The 19,068-nt window shown below is 70.1% G+C and carries 16 protein-coding genes; all 16 read left to right on the top strand.

Going from position 1 to position 19,068, the window contains the following annotated elements; genetic code table 11:
- The first annotated feature begins 1 nt into the window (after position 1).
- The 16 genes from FBY35_RS06395 (at position 2) to FBY35_RS06320 (ending at position 18,949) form a co-directional block, all read left to right on the top strand.
- Entirely contained in the window at positions 2-1,183 is a 1,182-nt protein-coding gene (locus FBY35_RS06395) for an ROK family transcriptional regulator (protein ID WP_142212847.1), read from the top strand.
- A 94-nt stretch (positions 1,184-1,277) separates the two neighbouring features.
- On the top strand, positions 1,278-2,801 hold the full coding sequence (locus FBY35_RS06390) for a sugar ABC transporter ATP-binding protein (RefSeq protein ID WP_142212846.1): 1,524 nt from the start codon (positions 1,278-1,280) through the stop codon (positions 2,799-2,801).
- The gene (locus FBY35_RS06385; protein ID WP_142212845.1) at positions 2,798-3,832 is read left to right on the top strand and encodes an ABC transporter permease; all 1,035 of its coding nucleotides are present in this window, start codon (positions 2,798-2,800) and stop codon (positions 3,830-3,832) included. Before FBY35_RS06390 ends, FBY35_RS06385 begins: the two co-directional genes overlap by 4 nt.
- A gap of 59 nt (positions 3,833-3,891) precedes the next feature.
- Positions 3,892-4,938 (top strand): substrate-binding domain-containing protein, encoded by a 1,047-nt coding sequence (locus tag FBY35_RS06380; RefSeq protein WP_142212844.1) that lies wholly within the window; start codon positions 3,892-3,894, stop codon positions 4,936-4,938.
- 44 nt (positions 4,939-4,982) lie between these two features.
- Positions 4,983-6,248: a Gfo/Idh/MocA family protein gene (locus FBY35_RS06375; RefSeq protein WP_142212843.1), complete on the top strand. Its 1,266-nt coding sequence runs from the start codon at positions 4,983-4,985 to the stop codon at positions 6,246-6,248.
- An 8-nt stretch (positions 6,249-6,256) separates the two neighbouring features.
- The gene (locus FBY35_RS06370) at positions 6,257-7,261 is read left to right on the top strand and encodes a sugar phosphate isomerase/epimerase (protein WP_142212842.1); all 1,005 of its coding nucleotides are present in this window, start codon (positions 6,257-6,259) and stop codon (positions 7,259-7,261) included.
- 284 nt (positions 7,262-7,545) lie between these two features.
- Positions 7,546-11,229, top strand: a complete 3,684-nt coding sequence (locus tag FBY35_RS06365; RefSeq protein ID WP_142212841.1) for a ThuA domain-containing protein — start codon at positions 7,546-7,548, stop codon at positions 11,227-11,229.
- An 88-nt stretch (positions 11,230-11,317) separates the two neighbouring features.
- Entirely contained in the window at positions 11,318-12,445 is a 1,128-nt protein-coding gene (locus tag FBY35_RS06360; RefSeq protein ID WP_260848534.1) for an inositol-3-phosphate synthase, read from the top strand.
- Positions 12,442-13,575 (top strand): SCO3242 family prenyltransferase, encoded by a 1,134-nt coding sequence (locus FBY35_RS06355; protein ID WP_142212839.1) that lies wholly within the window; start codon positions 12,442-12,444, stop codon positions 13,573-13,575. Before FBY35_RS06360 ends, FBY35_RS06355 begins: the two co-directional genes overlap by 4 nt.
- Positions 13,572-14,432, top strand: a complete 861-nt coding sequence (locus FBY35_RS06350; RefSeq protein ID WP_142212838.1) for a sugar phosphate isomerase/epimerase — start codon at positions 13,572-13,574, stop codon at positions 14,430-14,432. The genes FBY35_RS06355 and FBY35_RS06350 overlap by 4 nt, the downstream gene beginning before the upstream one ends.
- Complete coding sequence (locus tag FBY35_RS06345) at positions 14,429-15,109, top strand: EboA domain-containing protein (RefSeq protein WP_142212837.1); 681 nt, start codon at positions 14,429-14,431, stop codon at positions 15,107-15,109. The genes FBY35_RS06350 and FBY35_RS06345 overlap by 4 nt, the downstream gene beginning before the upstream one ends.
- Entirely contained in the window at positions 15,109-15,957 is an 849-nt protein-coding gene (locus FBY35_RS06340; RefSeq protein WP_142212836.1) for a TatD family hydrolase, read from the top strand. Before FBY35_RS06345 ends, FBY35_RS06340 begins: the two co-directional genes overlap by 1 nt.
- A 12-nt stretch (positions 15,958-15,969) precedes the next feature.
- Positions 15,970-17,139 (top strand): metabolite traffic protein EboE, encoded by a 1,170-nt coding sequence (eboE, locus tag FBY35_RS06335; RefSeq protein ID WP_142212835.1) that lies wholly within the window; start codon positions 15,970-15,972, stop codon positions 17,137-17,139.
- On the top strand, positions 17,136-18,530 hold the full coding sequence (locus tag FBY35_RS06330; protein ID WP_142212834.1) for a nucleotide pyrophosphatase/phosphodiesterase family protein: 1,395 nt from the start codon (positions 17,136-17,138) through the stop codon (positions 18,528-18,530). The genes eboE and FBY35_RS06330 overlap by 4 nt, the downstream gene beginning before the upstream one ends.
- A 33-nt stretch (positions 18,531-18,563) precedes the next feature.
- On the top strand, positions 18,564-18,752 hold the full coding sequence (locus tag FBY35_RS36380) for a hypothetical protein (protein ID WP_186356869.1): 189 nt from the start codon (positions 18,564-18,566) through the stop codon (positions 18,750-18,752).
- A complete protein-coding gene (locus tag FBY35_RS06320) occupies positions 18,749-18,949 on the top strand; it encodes an SCO3870 family protein (protein WP_142212833.1) in 201 nt (66 codons plus the stop codon). Before FBY35_RS36380 ends, FBY35_RS06320 begins: the two co-directional genes overlap by 4 nt.
- Positions 18,950-19,068 lie beyond the last annotated feature (119 nt).

Below are 19,068 nucleotides of genomic sequence, written 5' to 3'. Positions count from 1 at the left end.
CATGACGGCTCGACCCGCGAACGCGCACCAGGCGCGACTGCTCCGGCTATTGCGCGACGGCGGGCCCAACTCCCGTGCCCAGCTGGGCGACCAGGTGGATCTGTCCCGTTCCAAGCTCGCCGTCGAGGTCGACCGGCTGCTCGAGACCGGGCTCGTCGTCGCGGACGGTCTCGCCGCATCCCGCGGCGGGCGTCGCTCCCACAACATCCGGCTCGCCCCCGCGCTGCGCTTCCTCGGCGTCGACATCGGCGCCACCTCCGTCGACGTGGCCGTCACCAGCGCCGAGCTCGAAGTGCTCGGCCACCTCAACCACCCCATGGATGTCCGCGAGGGCCCGGTCGCCGTCTTCGAGCAGGTGCTGTCGATGGCGGCGAAGCTCAAGGCATCCGGACTGGCCGAGGGCTTTGACGGCGCGGGCATCGGCGTCCCCGGGCCGGTCCGTTTCCCGGAAGGCGTGCCGGTCGCGCCGCCGATCATGCCCGGATGGGACGGCTTCCCCGTCCGCGAGGCGCTCAGCCAGGAACTCGGCTGCCCGGTCATGGTCGACAACGATGTGAACCTGATGGCGATGGGGGAGCAGCACGCGGGCGTCGCGCGCTCCGTGGGCGACTTCCTCTGCATCAAGATCGGCACGGGCATCGGCTGCGGCATCGTCGTCGGCGGCGAGGTCTACCGCGGTACGACGGGCAGCGCCGGCGACATCGGCCATATCCAGGTCGAACCCGACGGCCGCGGCTGCGCCTGCGGGAACAAGGGCTGCCTGGAGGCCTACTTCAGCGGTGCCGCGCTCGCCCGGGACGCCGAGGATGCGGCCCGCACCGGCCGGTCGGACGAGCTCGCCGCCAGGCTGGAGGGGGCGGGCCGGCTCACGGCGATCGACGTCGCGGCCGCCGCTGCCGCGGGAGACACCACCTCGCTCGAACTCATCCGTGAGGGCGGCAACCGCGTCGGCCAGGTCATCGCCGGACTGGTCAGTTTCTTCAACCCGGGGCTCGTGGTCATCGGCGGCGGGGTGACCGGCCTCGGCCATACGCTCCTGGCGAGCGTGCGCACCCAGGTCTACCGCCAGTCGCTGCCCCTGGCAACCGGCAATCTCCCCATCGTCCTGGGCGAGTTGGGGCCGACCGCCGGAGTGATCGGCGCGGCCCGGCTCATCAGCGACCACCTGTTCTCACCGGCCTGATCCGCCCCTATCGACCCGGCCGGTAGGTACGACCCGCACGTGCACCTGGAACCGCCCTGCCCGCTCACCGGCCGCACCCGCCGAGGGGATAGTCATGGCACCAGAACCACCCCTGCTCACCATGTCCGGCATCACCAAATGGTTCCCCGGCGTCCGCGCGCTCGAGGGAGTGGAACTGGAGGTTCAGGCCGGCGAGGTCCACTGCCTCCTCGGCCAGAACGGCGCCGGTAAATCAACCCTCATCAAGGTGCTCGCCGGAGCCCATCAGCCCGACGGCGGAGAGATCACCTGGCGTGGCGGGAAGGTCTCCCTCCCCTCGCCCATCGCCGCCATGCGGCTCGGTATCGCCACCATCTACCAGGAGCTCGACCTCGTCGAAGGACTCTCCGTCGCCGAGAACGTCTTCCTCGGACACGAACCGACCTCCGCCGGTTTTGTCGTGCGAGGCAAGGAAGCCAGGTCCGCAACAGCCGTGATTCTCAAGCGACTTGGCCACCCCGAGATCGACCCGGGCCGTATCGTCGGCGACCTTTCCGCCGCCCAGCAGCAGATCGTCTCGATGGCCCGCGCGCTCTCCCACGACGTACGCCTGATCGTGATGGACGAGCCGTCCGCCGCCCTCGACCCGGACGAGGTCGACAATCTCTTCCGTATCGTCGGCAATCTGACCGCCGCCGGAGTCGCCGTGGTCTACATCTCCCACCGTCTCGAAGAGATCCGCCGCATCGGCGACCGGGTGACCGTCCTCAAGGACGGCCGGGCGGTCGCCGTCGGACTGCCCGCACGGGACACTCCCACCCACGACATCGTTGCCATGATGACCGGCCGGACCGTCGAATATCTCTTCCCCGACCGGCCCCACGCGGCACACGCCGCGGACCGGCAGCCGGTCCTGAAGGTCGAAGGACTCGCCGGGGAAGGGGAGTTCGCGCCCCTCGACCTCGAACTGCGACCGGGAGAGATCGTCGGACTCGCCGGACTCGTGGGCTCCGGACGCTCCGAGATCCTGGAGACGATCTACGGCGCCCGCAAGCCCAGCGCCGGACGCGTCCTCGTCGACGGCAACGTGCTGCGCCCCGGAAGCGTCCGTGCCGCCGTGCGCGCCGGAATCGGGCTCGCCCCCGAGGAGCGCAAGGCGCAGGGCCTGCTGATGCAGGAGTCCGTCACCCGCAATGTCTCCGTCTCCTCCCTCTCCCGCTTCTCCCGCGGCGGCTGGCTCGACCGCCGTGCGGAACGGGCAGTGGCACAGCAGGCGACCAGGGAACTCTCCCTGCGCCCCGACAACCCCGACGCACCGATCCGCACCCTCTCCGGCGGCAACCAGCAAAAGGCCGTGCTCGCCCGCTGGCTGCTGCGCGGCTGCCGGGTGCTGCTCCTCGACGAGCCCACCCGCGGCGTCGACGTCGGCGCGCGCGCCGATCTGTATGCCGTGATCCGCCGGCTGGCCGACGAAGGGCTCGCCGTACTTCTCGTATCGAGCGAGGTGCCCGAAGTCCTCGGCCTCGCCGACCGGGTGCTGGTGCTCCGCGAGGGAAGCGTCGTGCACAGGGCCGACGCCCGGGAGCTGGACGAGCACCGCGTACTCGACCTTGTGATGGAAGGGAGCCCCACGGCATGACGCAGCCGGCATCTCCGGCGCGGCAGGACGCGCCGATACCCACCACCAAGTCCGCACCGGCAGCGGGAGGTTGGCGTCGACCTCTGGGACTGCGCACGGACGTCCGCAATCTGTCGCTGCTCGGCGTCCTTGCCGTACTGATCGTGGTCGGCGGCATCACCAAGCCCGACGCGTTCCTCGCCACCAGCAATCTTCAGCTCGTCCTCACCCAGGCGTCGATCATCGGTGTCGTCACCGTCGGCATGACCTTTGTGATCACCAGCGGAGGCATCGACCTGTCGGTCGGCGCGATCGTGGCCCTCGCGTCGGTGTGGGCGACAACGGTGGCGACGCAGGAGTACGGCTTCGCGGGCATCCTCTTCACCGCCGTGGTCGTCGGCCTGGGCTGCGGTCTGGTGAACGGTCTGCTCATCGCGTACGGCGGGATGGTGCCGTTCATCGCGACCCTCGCGATGCTCGCATCGGCCCGCGGTCTCGCCCTGCAGATCACCGACGGCAAGACCCAGATGGTCACCGTCAACTCCGTGCTGGACCTCGGTATCAAGGACGCGTACATCCTCGGCATCCCGCCCCTCGTCCTCGTCTTCGCGGCGGTCACGGTCGTCGGCTGGCTGCTGCTGAACCGCACCACCTTCGGACGGCGCACCGTCGCAGTCGGCGGTAACGCGGAAGCCGCCCGCCTCGCCGGTATCGACGTACGCCGCCAGCGGCTCTACCTCTATCTGCTCTCCGGACTGTGCTGCGGCATCGCCGCGTTCATGCTGATCGTCCTGGCCGGTTCGGGACAGAACACCAACGGCAATCTCTACGAACTCGACGCCATCGCCGCGGCGATCATCGGCGGCACGCTGCTCAGCGGCGGCAGGGGCACCATCGTCGGCTCGGTGCTTGGCGTCCTCGTCTTCACCACGATCACCAACATCTTCGCCCTCAACAACCTGGAGAGCGCCGTCCAGCAGATCGCGAAGGGCGCGATCATCGTCGCCGCCGTCCTGGTGCAGAACCGCACCCTGCGCGGCTCAGAACACTGACCCCGGTCACACCCACTTCCCCCATCTGCCGCCCCGCCCAGCCGAAGGGTTGATCCGTCATGCCACACATCCCAGCCCACAGCCGCAGAGGACTGCTCTTCGGCACGGCCGCCGTCTCCGCCGGCGCGCTGCTGTCCGCCTGCACCAGCAATGAGCCCAAGAAGTCGGAGGCGGCCACCAACAACGTGCCCGCGGCGGACGACAAGCCGGGCAAGGCCGTCACCATCGGCTTCGCCGGACCGCAGGCCGACCACGGCTGGCTCAACGCGATCAATGAGAACGCCAAGTCGCGTGCGAAGAAGTACTCCGAGGTGAAGCTGGAAATCACCGAGGGCTCCAACGACACCGCCGCCCAGATCGGCCAGGTCCAGACCCTGATCAACAAGAAGGTCGACGTCCTCGTCATCCTCCCCGCCGACGGCAAGGCCCTCACCCAGATCGGCCTGCAGGCCATGAAGGCGGGCATCCCCGTCATCAACCTGGACCGGATCTTCGCCTCCCCGCAGGCGTACCGCTGCTGGATCGGCGGCGACAACTACGGCATGGGCCTCAACGCCGGCAACTACATCGGCGAGCAGCTCAAGGACAAGCCGAACGCCAAGGTCGTAGAGCTGGCCGGACTCGACAACCTGGAGCTTACCAAGCAGCGCACCCAGGGCTTCGACGACGCCTTGAAGAACTACCCCAACATCAAGAAGGTGGCCCGCCAGGCGGCCGAGTTCACCGTCGAGTCCGGGCAGGCGAAGATGGCACAACTCCTCCAGGCCCAGAGCCGGTTCGACGCTCTGTGGAACCACGACGACGACCAGGGCGTGGGCGCACTGCGCGCGATCGCGCAGGCGGGCCGCAAGGACTTCCTCATGGTCGGCGGCGCCGGTGCCAAGTCCGCGATGGACGCCATCAAGGCCGACAACAGCGTCCTGAAGGCCACCGTCCTGTATCCGCCGACCATGGCCGCGTCCGCCATCGACCTCGCCCGCGCGCTGGGCCAGGCGAAGGGCGTGAGCGGCATGTCGGAACTGGAGATCCCCGCCTCGATCACCCTGTACTCCGCCGTCGTGACCAAGGAGAACGTCGAGGAGTACCTGCCCACGGGGTTCAGCTGACCGGCCTGCCCGCCCCACCGAGCAACCGAGGAGGAGGAACCCGTATGGAACAGAGGGACAGTGAGGCCGCCGTCCCGGCACCCGTCGGTCCGCCGGGCGCTGGTCGCCCTGCGCTCGGCGTCGGCATGGTCGGATACGCGTTCATGGGCGCCGCCCATTCACAGGGGTGGCGCACCGCCGGCCGCGTCTTCGACCTGCCGCTGCGGCCGGTCCTCGCCGCGATCGCCGGCCGTGACGCGACGGCCGTGCGAGCCGCCGCCGACCGGCACGGCTGGGCGGCGGCGGAGACGGACTGGCGCGACCTCGTGACCCGCGACGACGTGCAGCTGGTCGACATCTGCACGCCGGGGGACAGCCATGCGGAGATCGCCGTCGCGGCGCTGGTGGCGGGTAAGCACGTCCTGTGCGAGAAGCCACTGGCCAACTCGGTGGCCGAGGCCGAGACGATGGTCGCGGCAGCCGAACGAGCCAGGCAACACGGTCAGTTGGCGATGGTCGGCTTCAACTACCGGCGGGTGCCCGCGATCGCGTACGCTCGCCGGCTGATCGCCGACGGCAGGCTCGGCGCCCTGCGGCATGTGCGCTTCACCTATCTCCAGGACTGGCTGGTCGACCCGGAGTTCCCCCTCACCTGGCGGCTCAGGCGCGAGCACGCGGGCTCCGGAGCGCTCGGCGATCTGGGGGCGCACATCGTGGATCTTGCGCAGTATCTGGCGGGGGAGCTGCTGGTGGGAGTCTCGGCGCTCGCGGAGACGTTCGTGCGCGAACGCCCGCTGCTCGCGGGGGCGTCGACCGGTCTTTCCGCGCCGGGCGGGGCTGGGCGGGGGCCGGTCACCGTGGACGACGCGGCGGTGTTCACCGGGCGCCTCGCGTCGGGGGCCCTCGCCTCCTTCGAGGCCACCCGGATGGCGTCGGGACGCAAGAACGCCCTGCGACTGGAGATCAACGGCGAGCTCGGCTCGCTCGCCTTCGACCTGGAGCGGCTGAACGAGCTGTTCTTCCACGAACACACCGAGCCCGCCGCATCCTCCGGCTTCAAGCGCATCCTGGTCACCGAGCCGGACCATCCGTATCTGGCGGCGTGGTGGCCGCCCGGCCATGCGCTCGGCTACGAGCACACCTTCACCCACCAGGCCCGCGATCTGGTCGAGGCGATCGCGGCGGGCAGCGACCCGGCGCCGTCGTTCGCGGATGGGCTGCAGGTGCAGCGGGTGCTCGCGGCGGTGGAGGAGAGCGCCGAGAAGAACGCCGTCTACACCCCCGTACCGACATCCGCGACATCCATGACATCCGCTCGAACACAGGCCTAGGAGGTCGCATGCCCCGCCCGTTCACGCTTTTCACCGGCCAGTGGGCTGATCTGCCGCTGGAGGAGGTCTGCCGACTCGCCCGCGACTTCGGCTACGACGGCCTCGAACTCGCCTGCTGGGGCGATCACTTCGAGGTCGACAAGGCCCTCGCCGACCCCTCGTACCTCGACGGGCGCCACGCGCTACTGGAGAAGTACGGCCTCACGTGCTGGGCGATCTCCAACCATCTGGTCGGTCAGGCGGTCTGTGACAGCATCATCGACGAACGCCACCAGGCCATCCTGCCCGCCCGTATCTGGGGCGACGGCGGGGCCGAAGGCGTAAGGCAGCGGGCCGCAGCCGAGATCAAGGACACCGCGCGGGCCGCTGCGGCCTTCGGGGTGCGGACCGTCATCGGTTTCACCGGATCCTCCATCTGGCACCTGGTGGCGATGTTCCCGCCGGTGCCCGAGCGGATGATCGAGCGGGGCTACGAGGACTTCGCCGAGCGCTGGAACCCGATTCTCGACGTCTTCGACACGGAGGGCGTCCGCTTCGCGCACGAGGTGCATCCCGGCGAGATCGCGTACGACTACTGGACCACCCGGCGGGCTCTGGACGCCGTCGGCAGCCGGCCCGCCTTCGGGCTCAACTTCGACCCGAGCCACTTCGTATGGCAGGACCTGGACCCGGTCGGCTTCCTGTACGACTTCCGGGACCGGATCTACCACGTCGACTGCAAGGAGGCGCGCAAGCGTCTCGACGGCCGCAACGGGAGACTCGGCTCCCATCTGCCGTGGGGAGATCCGCGGCGCGGCTGGGACTTCGTCTCGGCCGGGCACGGTGACGTCCCCTGGGAGGACGTCTTCCGGATGCTCCGCTCGATCGGCTACGACGGTCCCGTGTCGGTGGAGTGGGAGGACGCCGGAATGGGCCGCCTGACGGGTGCTCCACACGCGCTCGCTCACCTGAAGCGGTTCGATTTCGACCCGCCCACCGCATCCTTCGACGCGGCATTCGGAGCCAACGACTGACGCTGTACGGCACATTGCGGCAGCTGAGAGCCCGGCGGCGCGTACGCCGCCGGGCCGGCCCAAGGTGCTCAGGCAGGTCTTTGTCCTGCGGAGGGAAGAAGTTGAACTTCCTTACTGCACAAGGGCTTTCCGTCCCGGACGAACCCGACTACCGTCCCATGATGTGTACACGACATAGGTGATTTCCCCGGTGTGACGGCGCACTCCGGTTCCAGGACAGGCCCGCCCCGCGACTGGGGGCAGGCCACAGCAGCCCGTTCGACCGGCTATCCCGGAGGACATCCGTGCACAGGAAACGGCACAGAGCCCGCAAGGCACTCGCACTCCTCACCGGCGGCCTTCTCACCGCCGGCTCGCTCGCCCTCACCGCGCCGCAGACCGCATCCGCCGCCGACCCGGCCCCGGCCGCCGAGGAATTCCAGCAGGTCACTCTCGCCAAGGGTGCTGAGGAGACCGGCGAACCCATGTCGCTGGCGGTCCTGCCCGACCGCAGCGTGCTGCACACCTCCCGCAACGGCGAGCTGCGGATGACCGACAGCGCGGGCAACACCCGCCTCGTCGGCACCATCCCCGTCTACTCGCACGACGAGGAAGGCCTCCAAGGCATCGGTCTCGACCCCAAGTTCCGCGAGAACCGCTTCGTCTACCTCTACTACGCGCCCCCGCTGAACACCCCCGCGGGCGACGCCCCCAATGAGGGCACCGCCGAGGAGTTGGCGAAGTTCGACGGCGTCAACCGGCTCTCGCGCTTCGTGCTCAGGGCGGACGGAACCCTCGACAACGCCAGCGAGAAGAAGATCATCGACATTCCCGCGACCCGTGGCATCTGCTGCCACGTCGGCGGCGACATCGACTTCGACGCGCAGGGCAACCTCTATCTGTCGACCGGCGACGACTCCAACCCCTTCGCCTCCGACGGGTACACCCCGATCGACGAACGCCCGGGACGCAACCCCGCGTACGACGCACGCCGCACCTCGGGAAACACCAACGACCTGCGCGGCAAGATCCTGCGTATCAAGGTCAAGGACGACGCGAGCCACTCCGTCCCCGACGGCAACCTCTTCGCGCCCGGCACCGCCAAGACCCGTCCCGAGATCTACGCCATGGGCTTTCGCAACCCCTTCCGGCTCAGCGTCGACAAGAAGACCGGCATCGTCTACGTCGGCGACTACGGGCCCGACGCGGGCGCGGCCGACCCCGAACGCGGCCCCGGAGGACAGGTCGAGTTCGCCCGGATCACCAAGCCCGGCAACTTCGGCTGGCCCTTCTGCACCGGCAAGAACAACCCGTACGTCGACTACGACTTCGCGACAAAGACATCCGGAGCGACCTTCGACTGCGCGGCGCCCAAGAACGAGTCGCCGTACAACACCGGCCTGGTCGACCTGCCGCCCGCGCAGCCGGCCTGGATTCCTTACGACGGTGGTTCCGTGCCGGAGTTCGGCAGCGGCTCCGAGTCCCCGATGGGCGGACCCGTCTACCGCTACGACGCCGCATCCACCTCCCCGGTCAAGTTCCCCGCGGCGTACGACGGAGACTTCTTCGCCGGTGAGTTCGGCCGCCGCTGGATCAAGCGGATCGAGCAGGGCGAGGACGGCGCGGTCCAGGCCATCAACCCGGTCCCGTGGACCGGCACCCAGGTCATGGACATGGCCTTCGGCCCCGATGGTGCGCTGTATGTGCTCGACTACGGCACCGCCTGGTTCGGCGGTGACGAGAACTCCGGCCTCTACCGCATCGAGAACGCGACCGGCGGACGCTCCCCGGTCGCCGCAGCGACCGCCACCAAGACCTCCGGCAAGACCCCACTGCGGGTCGGCTTCTCCTCGGCCGGCACGAGCGACGCCGACGGCGACGCACTCACCTACGTCTGGGACTTCGGCGACGGCGGCACATCCACCGAGGCCGGCCCCACGCACACGTACAAGAAGAACGGCACCTACACCGCGACCGTCACCGCCATGGACCCCAGCGGCCGCACCGGCTCCGCCGGCGTCCATGTCGTGGTCGGCAACACCGCGCCCAAGGTGACCTTGCAACTTCCCGCCGAGGGACAGCTGTTCAGCTTCGGCGACGAGATCCCCTTCAAGGTCAGGGTCACCGACCCCGAGGACGGGACCATCGACTGCGCCAAAGTGAAGGTGACATACGTCCTCGGCCATGACAGCCACGGCCACCCCGTCACCTCGGCCAACGGCTGCACCGGCACCATCAAGACATCCGCCGACGGCGGCCACGACCCCAACGCCAATATCTTCGGGGTCTTCGACGCCGAATACACCGACGGCGGAGGCGGCGGCCAGGCCGCGCTCACCAGCCACGACCAGGCCCAGCTCCAGCCCCGCCACCGGCAGGCCGAGCACTTCACCACCTCATCGGGCATCAAGCTCCACGACAAGGCCCCCGCTCACGGCGGCAAGACGGTCGGCGACATCGACAACGGCGACTGGATCGCCTTCAAGCCCTACAACCTCACCGGCTCCACCAAGCTCACTGCCCGGATCTCCTCGGGTGGAGCGGGCGGCTTCCTTGAGGTGCGCACCGGATCGGCGAGCGGTCCGATCCTCGGTTCCACACCCGTGCCCGTCACCGGCAGCTGGGAGACCTTCCAGGACGTCGACGTCCCGCTGAGGGCCGTACCGAGGAAGACCACCGAACTGTTCCTGGTGTTCAAGGGCGGACAGGGAGCGCTGTACGACGTGGACGACTTCGAAATCTCCAACACGCCCCTCGACCGGACCGCCAAGCGTGTGCTGGTCTTCTCCAAGACCGCCGGCTTCCGCCACGACTCCATCCCGACCGGCATCGCAGCCCTGAGCGAACTCGGCGCGAGCAGCAATATCACCGTCGACGCCACCGAGGAGGCGGCACAGTTCACCACCAGCAACCTCGCCCGTTATGACGCCGTCGTGTTCCTGTCCACCACGGGGGATGTCCTGGGCGCCGACCAGCAGAAGGCGTTCGAGAGCTATGTCGCCGCAGGCGGCGGCTACATGGGCGTGCACGCCGCGGCCGACACCGAGTACGACTGGGCCTTCTACGGCGGGCTCGTCGGCGCGTACTTCCAGTCGCACCCGCAGATCCAGCCCGCGACCGTGCGGGTCGAGGACCACACCCATCCGGCGACCAGCCACCTCGACAGCGCCTGGGACCGCACCGACGAGTGGTACAACTACCGCGCCAACCCCCGTGAGCAGGCGCGGGTCCTGGCCACCCTCGACGAAACCACGTACCAGGGCGGCACCATGAAGGGCGACCACCCCATCGCCTGGTGCCAGACCTACCAGGGCGGCCGCGCCTTCTACACGGGAGGCGGCCACACCAAGGAGTCCTACGCCGAACCGGCCTTCCGACAGCACCTGCTCGGCGGACTGCGCTACGCAGCAGGGCAGGTCAGGGCCGACTGCAGGCCGAACACCGGATACCGGCCGATCTTCAACGGAAAGACCTTGGACGGCTGGAAGCAGGCAGGGCCCGGAAAGTTCACTGTCGTCGACGGTGAACTGCGCACCGAGGGCGGCATGGGCATGCTCTGGTACCAGGCCAAGGAGCTGAAGTCCTACTCGGTCAAGCTCGACTGGAAGCTGGACGGTGACGACAATTCCGGGGTCTTCGTGGGCTTCCCGGCCTCCGACGACCCCTGGTCGGCAGTGAACAACGGCTATGAGGTGCAGATCGACGCCACCGATGCGCCCGACCGCACGACGGGCGCCGTTTACGGCTTCAAGTCGGCCGACCTCGCGGCCCGTGACCGCGCCCTGCGGCCGCCCGGCCAGTGGAACAGCTACGAGATCCGGGTCCAGGGGGAGCGGCTGCAGATCTTCCTCAATGGCGTGAAGATCAACGACTTCACCAACACCGACCCGGCCCGCAGCCTCAAGGAAGGCTATATCGGCCTCCAGAATCATGGCGCCGACGATCAGGTGTCCTTCCGCGACATCCAGCTCAGGGAACTGCCCACATAGGCGCATCCCGCCAGACGACGGCGGGCGGGGAGGCGCCGTACCCCCCGCCCGCCGTCCTCCACCACACCGAAAGGCAGGGAGGCAGCCCGTGACGAACGGGAATGACCGCACGACACGCACCGGAGTCTGGTTCGTGGGAGCGCGCGGTTCCGTGGCCACCACGGCCGTCGCGGGGTGCGCGGCGATCACCGCCGGACTCCATCCCCCGAGCGGCATGGTCACGGAAACCGCACCATTCGCCGGATCGGGGCTGCCTCCCCTCGCGTCGCTGGTCTTCGGCGGCCACGACACCGAACACTGCCCGCTGCCCAAACGGGCCGAGGCGCTTGCCGCCGGCGGAGTGCTGCCGCACAGCCTCACCGCAGCCGTACAGGGTGAACTGGCCGCCGCGGACACGGAGATACGTCCCGGTGGGCCGCAGTCCGACGACTCGCGGACCGACGAGGAACTGATCGCCGCTTTCGCCGCGGACATGAGTGACTTCCGGGCCCGGCGGCGGCTGGCCCGGGTCGTCGTCGTCAACGTCTCCTCCACCGAGCCGGTGCCCGAACCCGATGCGCTGCGGCTGCCGCCCAGCTCGCTCTACGCCGCCGCGGCCCTGCGGGCAGGGTGCCCCTTCGTCAACTTCACCCCCTCCACCGGGCTGCGCACCGCCGCCCTCACCGACGTCGCCGTGACACGTGGACTTCCCCACGCGGGCCGCGACGGCAAGACGGGCCAGACACTGCTCCGTTCCGTGCTCGCCCCGATGTTCGTACAGCGCGCCCTGACGGTACGGGCGTGGTCGGGTACGAACCTGCTGGGCGGCGGGGACGGAGCGGCGCTGGCCGACCCGGGCGCGGCGGCCGCGAAGAACGCGGGCAAGAACCGGGTTCTCAACGACACCCTGGGCATGGTGCCCGAGGGCGAGGTCCATATCGACGACGTCCCGGCGCTCGGCGACTGGAAGACGGCCTGGGACCACATCGCGTTCGAGGGTTTCCTGGGCTCGCGGATGGTCCTCCAGACGATCTGGCAGGGCTGCGACTCGGCACTGGCGGCCCCGTTGGTTCTGGATCTGGCGCGACTGGTGGCGCGGGCGCATGAGGTCGGCCTCGCGGGCCCCCTGCCGGAGCTGGGCTTCTACTTCAAGGATCCGGACGGGGGTCCGGCGGCGCTGGGTGAACAGTTCGAGACGCTGCTGTCCTTCGCGGGCCGACTGCGGGAGGCGCGGTGACCTGGCGGGCCTGGGCGGAACTGCTGCGGGTGTCGGCGCTGTTCACGGTGCCGGGCGATGCGCTTGCGGGCGCGGCGGCGGCGGGCGTGCGAGCGAATGGCCGGACTCTGCTCGCCGTCGGCAGCTCGCTGTGCCTGTACGAGGCGGGGATGGCGCTGAACGACTGGGCGGACAGGGAGGAGGATGCGGTGGAGCGACCGCATCGGCCGATCCCGTCGGGCCGCGTCAGTCCTGCGGCGGCGCTCGGGGCCGCCGGCGCGCTGACGGGTGCGGGCCTGGTGCTGGCGTCCCGCGCGGGCCGCCCGGCATTGGCCGTGGCGTCGGCATTGTCGGCGACGGTCTGGTCGTACGACCTCTACTTCAAGCACACGGCAGGCGGCCCGGCGGCGATGGCGGCGGCGCGGGGGCTGGACCTGGTGCTGGGCGCGGTGGCGACTAGTTCGGGCGCGGCCCGGCCGGGCGCCGGCTCCGGCGCCGGCGTCGGCGGGGCGGGGGTCCCCGGCGTGCTGCGGGGCGCGTACGCGGCGGGCGTTGGCCGACCGGGGGTTCTCGCCGCGGTGCCGTCCGCCGCGGTCCTCGCGGCGCACACGTACGCGGTCACGACCGTCTCGCGTCACGAGGCGCAGGGCGGCTCGACAGTCGCACCCCTCGTCGCGCTTGCGGCGACGCTCGGGCTCGGCGCCCTCGCGGCCGGTGTTCCACACGGCCCGGACGCGCCGACAAGCGCGCGTGCCGGGCGGGGGCGGGTGCGAGGGCGGGAGCTGCCCGCGCTGCCCGTCCCCGCCGAGTGGCCTGAGGGCTTGCCCGCGGCTTCGGGAAGGGGCGGGGCAGGGGAGAGCCCCCGCCCGTCACCCCGACCCCCCGCCCCGCAGGCGACGCTCACCACGGCCCGGCTCGCCAGCACCGCACTCGCCGCCGCCTACGTCCGCACCGCCGCCAAGCCCCTCCTCCACGCCGCACTCAACCCCTCCCCGCCGCTCACCCAGCGGGCCGTCGGCGGCGGCATCCGGGCCATGATCCCTCTCCAGGCGACCCTCGCCGCCCGCACCGGCGCCGGTGCCACGGCCCTCGCGGTGATGGCACTCGTCCCGCTCGCCCGCAATCTCGCACGGAAGGTCAGCGTCACATGAGCCTGCACTTCGGCTACGGCACCAACGGCCTCACCGACCTCCGCCTGGGCGACGTCCTCGCCCTCCTCGCGGACCTCGGATACGACGGTGTCGGACTCACCCTCGACCATATGCACCTGGACCCACTCGCCCCGAACCTGTCCGCCCGCACCAGTCAAGTAGCCGACAAACTGGCCCAGTTAGGACTGGGCGTCACGGTGGAGACCGGCGCCCGCTATGTCCTCGACCCCCGCCGCAAACACGGCCCCTCCCTCCTCGACCCGGACCCCGACGGCCGCTCAGCCCGTACCGCCCTGCTCACCACCGCCGTGCAGGTCGCCGCCGACCTCGGCGCCCATGCCGTGCACTGCTTCAGCGGCATCGCCCCACCCGGGGTCGACGACGAGACGGCATGGAAACGGCTGGCCGACGCGCTCACCCCGGTCCTGGCCGCCGCGGACGAGGCCGGGGTGCCGCTCGCCATCGAGCCCGAGCCCGGCCATCTCCTGGCCACCCTGGCCGACTTCCACCACCTTCGCGGCATCCTCGGCGACCCCGAACCCCTCGGGCTCACCCTCGACATCGGCCACTGCCAGTGCCTCGAACCGGCCCCGCCCGCCGACTGCGTACGCGACGCCGCCCCCTGGCTGCGCCATGTCCAGATCGAGGACATGCGCCGCGGCGTCCATGAACACCTCCCCTTCGGGGATGGGGAGATCGACTTCCCGCCCGTACTCGAAGCCCTCGCCTCCACCGGCTACCAGGGACTCACCGTCGTCGAACTGCCCCGCCACTCCCACGCGGGACCCGAACTCGCCCGCGCCTCCATCGACTTCCTCCGATCGCAGACCCCACTGAAGGGAGCACCGGCATCGTGACGCCGACCCACAAGGAACTCGACACCCTGCTCCCCGACGACGCCCGCGCCTGGCTCGACGAAGCCCTCGCCGAGGCCGCCGACGCCGCTGAGGCCGCTGGGGCCGCCGACGTCGCCGGAGCTGCCGAGGCCCCACCCGCCCCCGCCGTCAGGCCCCCGACTGAGCCGTCCCCCCACGCCGTACCCCTCTGGGAGCTCCGCTTCGCCTCAGCCGGCCGGGCCTGCGGCCCGCACTTCGCAGACTCCGTACGCACCCTGCTCCTCGTCGAGGCCCGCGCCGACAGCGCCACCCTCGCCCGCCTCTACCGGCAGGGCACTGCCGCCGAACGCCGTGCCGTGCTCCTCGCCCTGCACCACCTCCTCGAAGGTCCCTCCGCCCTCACACTTGTCGAGGACGCGCTGCGTACCAACGACACCCGGCTGGTCGCCGCAGCGGTGGGCCCGTACGCAGCCGAGCACCTCGATCAGCATGCCTGGCGCCACGCCGTCCTCAAGTGCCTGTTCACCGGCGTCCCCGTCGACGCCGTCGCCTGCCTGGAACGACGTACCGCGGGCGACGACGAGCTGGCCAGGATGCTCGCCGACTACGCCGCCGAGCGCACCGCCGCCGGCCGCGCCGTGCCCCCCGACCTCAATCGCGTGCTGACCTTGACCGGCGAGCAGTCCGAGGAGTTCTGATGCGCATCTTCGACCCCCATATCCATATGACCTCCCGCACCACCGACGACTATCAGGCGATGCACGCCGCAGGTGTGCGGGCCCTGGTCGAACCGTCCTTCTGGCTGGGCCAGCCCCGCACCTCGCCCGCCTCCTTCTTCGACTATTTCGACGCCCTGCTCGGCTGGGAGCCCTTCCGCGCATCCCAGTACGGCATCGCCCACCACTGCACGATCGCCCTCAATCCCAAGGAAGCGAACGACCCCCGCTGTACCCCCGTTCTGAAGGAGCTGCCCCGCTATCTCGTCAAGGATTCCGTTGTCGCCGTCGGCGAGATCGGCTACGACTCGATGACCCCGGCCGAAGACACCGCACTCGCCGCCCAGCTGCAACTCGCCGCCGACCACGACCTGCCCGCCCTCGTCCACACCCCGCACCGCGACAAGCTCGCGGGCCTCCACCGCACGGTGGACGTCATCCGCGAATCCGCGCTGCCCACGGACCGCGTTCTGCTCGACCACCTCAATGAGACGACCGTAAAGCACGCCACTGACAGTGGCTGCTGGCTCGGCTTCTCCATCTACCCGGACACCAAGATGGACGAGGACCGGATGGTCGCGATCCTCAAGGCGTACGGAACGGAGAAGGTGCTGGTCAACTCGGCCGCCGACTGGGGCAAGAGCGACCCGCTCAAAACCCGCAAGGTCGGCGAGGCCATGCTCGCCGCAGGCTTCACCGGGGACGACGTCGACCAGGTCCTGTGGCGCAACCCCGTCGCCTTCTACGGCCTCAGCGGCCGCCTCCAGCTCGACATCCCCGAACCGGAGTCCCTGCACGAGGGCAACTCCATCCTCCGCGGCGGGGAATGAGGAGGCCGGCGCATGCGGTTCCGCCACCCCGACGGCACCACTGTCCACCTGTCCTACTGCACCAATGTCCACCCCGCGGAGACCCTTGACGGCGTCATCGCCCAACTGCGCCGCCACTGCGAGCCGGTACGCAGACGCCTGGGTCGTGACCGTCTCGGAATCGGCCTGTGGCTCGCCAAGGACGCCGCCCGCTCCCTGGTCACCGACCCGGCGGCACTGCGGAGACTGTGCGCCGAACTCGACCGCCGCGGCCTGGAAGTCGTCACCCTCAACGGCTTTCCCTATGAAGGCTTCGGCGCCGAGGAGGTCAAGTACCGGGTCTACAAGCCGGACTGGGCCGATCCCGAACGGCTCGCCCACACCACCGACCTGGCCCGCCTTCTCGCCTCCCTGCTGCCGGACGATGTCACCGAGGGCACCATCTCCACCCTCCCGCTGGCCTGGCGTACCCCCTTCGGCGATGCGGCCGCCGAGGCCGCGCACGCCGCACTGGCCACCCTCGCCGAGCGCCTGGACGCTCTGGAGGAGCTGACCGGGAAGTCGATACGCATCGGACTGGAGCCGGAGCCCGGCTGCATCGTCGAGACCACCGCGGACGCCATACGTCCCCTTGCCGTGATCGCTTCCCCCCGCATCGGCATCTGCATCGACACCTGCCACCTCGCCACCTCCTTCGAAGAACCACGTACCGCCCTGACCGCACTCACCGCAGCGGGCATCACCATCCCCAAGGCGCAGCTGTCCGCCGCGCTCCATGCCGAACAACCCCACCTCCCCGACGTGCGGGCCGCGTTGGCAGCCTTCGCCGAGCCGCGTTTCCTGCATCAGACCCGTACCCGCACCGCGGCCGGCCTGCGGGGCACGGACGACCTCGACGAAGCCCTGGCGGGCCCGGCGCTGCCCGAGACCGCCCCCTGGCGCGCGCATTTCCATGTCCCGCTGCACGCCCCGCCCGCCCCTCCGCTCACCTCCACCCTCCCTGTGCTCCAGGACACGCTGACCCGGCTGGTCGGCGGTCCGGTCCCGCTCACCCGCCACCTCGAGGTCGAGACCTACACCTGGCAGGCCCTGCCGCCCGAGCTGCGCCCCCGTAGCCGCACCCAGCTCGCCGACGGCATTGCAGCCGAACTCGCCCTGGCCCGCGGCCTGTTGGCCAACCTCGGACTCAAGGAACTCCCATGACCGACGCCGAACAGCCCACGCCCACCCCCCTGCTGGTACTGGACGTCGTCGGCCTCACCCCACAGCTGCTGGCAAACATGCCCAACCTCCAAGCCCTCGCCCGAAACGGCTCCCAGGCCCCCCTTTCCACGGTGCTGCCCGCCGTCACCTGCGCCGCGCAGTCCACCTTCCTCACCGGTGCGCTGCCCGCCGAGCACGGCGTCGTCGGCAACGGCTGGTACTTCCGCGAACTCGGCGAGGTACTGCTGTGGCGCCAGCACAACGGGCTGGTCGGCGGCGACAAACTCTGGGACGCCGCCCGCCGCACCCACCCCGGCTACACCGTCGCCAACATCTGCTGGTGGTACGCCATGGGTGCCGACACCGACATCACCGTCACCCCACGCCCCGTCTACTACGCCGACGGCCGCAAGGAACCCGACTGCTACACCCGACCCCCCGCCCTGCACGACGAACTCACCCACACACTCGGCACCTTCCCCCTCTTCCACTTCTGGGGCCCGGGCGCCGACCTGGTCTCCAGCCAGTGGATCATCGACGCCACCCGGCACATCATGCGCACCCGCCACCCCGACCTGACCCTGTGCTACCTCCCCCACCTCGACTACGACCTGCAGCGCTACGGACCCGACGACCCCCGCTCCCACCAGGCCGCCACCGACCTGGACGCCGCCCTCGCCCCGCTGCTGGAGGACGCCCGGCGGGAGGGCCGCACGGTGGTGGCGCTGTCCGAGTACGGCATCACCCCGGTCAGCCGCCCCGTCGACATCAACCGGGCCCTGCGCCGCGCGGGCCTGCTCGAGGTCCACACGCAGGACGGCATGGAGTACCTCGACCCGATGGCCTCCCGTGCCTTCGCCGTGGCCGACCACCAGCTCGCCCACATCTACGTCCGCCGCCCCGAGGACCTCGACGCCACCCGCCGAGCCCTCGCGGACCTGCCCGGCATCGAGCAAATCCTCGACGACGAAGGCAAGAAGACCCACGGCCTGGACCATCCCCGGTCCGGCGAACTCGTCGCCGTCGCCGAACCGGATGCCTGGTTCACGTACTACTACTGGCTCGACGAAACCCGTGCCCCCGACTTCGCGCAGCTCGTCGAGATCCACCGCAAACCGGGCTACGACCCCGCCGAACTGTTCATGGACCCGCTCGACCCCTACGTACGCGTCAGGGCGGCGAAGGCGATCGCCCGCAAGAAGCTCGGTATGCGCTACCGCCTCGCTGTCGTGCCCCTGGACCCCTCACCTATTCGCGGCAGCCATGGCCGCCTCCCCACGAGCGACGAAGAAGGTCCGCTCATTGTGTGCTCCACCCCCCGCGGTGTAAGCGGCCGCGTGAAAGCGACCGACGTGAAGTCCCTGCTGCTTCACCTCGCTGGACTCCACTGAAGCAGACGCCACTGACAACGAGGAGTTATCCACATGAGCCGCTCCGCCGCCAACAGCGACCCCGAGCTCGCCCACAGGCTCAGCAGACGAGGCATGCTCGGCGTCGCCGCCGGTGCGACCGCCGCCGGCCTCATCGGCGCCGCCGCGGGCCCGGCCTGCGCCGCGGCCCCGATGACATCCCAGGCGACCGCCCCCGGCCGAGGCCGGAGGAAGCACCAATGACGAAGGCCCCGTTCGTCGCCATGGCCGCCGGTACCGCAGCGCTTGGGACTGCGCTTGGTTCCCTTGCGCTTCAGCTGCGCGCAGACGGCTACGAGCAGTACGTCGAGTCCGTAGCCACCTTCAGCGTCCTGATGTACGTCACCGCAGCCCTGGTTGTGGTGACATGGGTCCGAGACGGTCGGCCGCACTCGAACTGAGTTCCTCGCGGACAAGCGCCGGGCTGATGCCCTGGCGCCCGCGCGGCTCTTCGTGGCCCTGTAGCGCCTGTCGATCCGTAATCACTGAGTAGTCCAGGGCTTCGTGGCCCAAAGGGGCC

It is taken from the genome of Streptomyces sp. SLBN-118 (assembly GCF_006715635.1).
Taxonomy (GTDB): domain Bacteria; phylum Actinomycetota; class Actinomycetes; order Streptomycetales; family Streptomycetaceae; genus Streptomyces.
The sequence above is the reverse complement of the archived record's forward strand: the minus strand, read 5'-3'. Positions and strand labels throughout refer to the sequence as shown.

What these genes read in the sequence shown, in the direction of transcription:
- FBY35_RS06395 (WP_142212847.1), top strand. Translation starts at nt 2, where the DNA reads ATGACGGCTCGACCCGCGAACGCGCACCAGGCGCGACTGCTCCGGCTA.
- FBY35_RS06390 (WP_142212846.1), top strand. Translation starts at nt 1,278, where the DNA reads ATGGCACCAGAACCACCCCTGCTCACCATGTCCGGCATCACCAAATGG.
- FBY35_RS06385 (WP_142212845.1), top strand. Translation starts at nt 2,798, where the DNA reads ATGACGCAGCCGGCATCTCCGGCGCGGCAGGACGCGCCGATACCCACC.
- FBY35_RS06380 (WP_142212844.1), top strand. Translation starts at nt 3,892, where the DNA reads ATGCCACACATCCCAGCCCACAGCCGCAGAGGACTGCTCTTCGGCACG.
- FBY35_RS06375 (WP_142212843.1), top strand. Translation starts at nt 4,983, where the DNA reads ATGGAACAGAGGGACAGTGAGGCCGCCGTCCCGGCACCCGTCGGTCCG.
- FBY35_RS06370 (WP_142212842.1), top strand. Translation starts at nt 6,257, where the DNA reads ATGCCCCGCCCGTTCACGCTTTTCACCGGCCAGTGGGCTGATCTGCCG.
- FBY35_RS06350 (WP_142212838.1), top strand. Translation starts at nt 13,572, where the DNA reads ATGAGCCTGCACTTCGGCTACGGCACCAACGGCCTCACCGACCTCCGC.
- FBY35_RS06340 (WP_142212836.1), top strand. Translation starts at nt 15,109, where the DNA reads ATGCGCATCTTCGACCCCCATATCCATATGACCTCCCGCACCACCGAC.
- eboE (WP_142212835.1), top strand. Translation starts at nt 15,970, where the DNA reads ATGCGGTTCCGCCACCCCGACGGCACCACTGTCCACCTGTCCTACTGC.
- FBY35_RS06330 (WP_142212834.1), top strand. Translation starts at nt 17,136, where the DNA reads ATGACCGACGCCGAACAGCCCACGCCCACCCCCCTGCTGGTACTGGAC.
- FBY35_RS36380 (WP_186356869.1), top strand. Translation starts at nt 18,564, where the DNA reads ATGAGCCGCTCCGCCGCCAACAGCGACCCCGAGCTCGCCCACAGGCTC.
- FBY35_RS06320 (WP_142212833.1), top strand. Translation starts at nt 18,749, where the DNA reads ATGACGAAGGCCCCGTTCGTCGCCATGGCCGCCGGTACCGCAGCGCTT.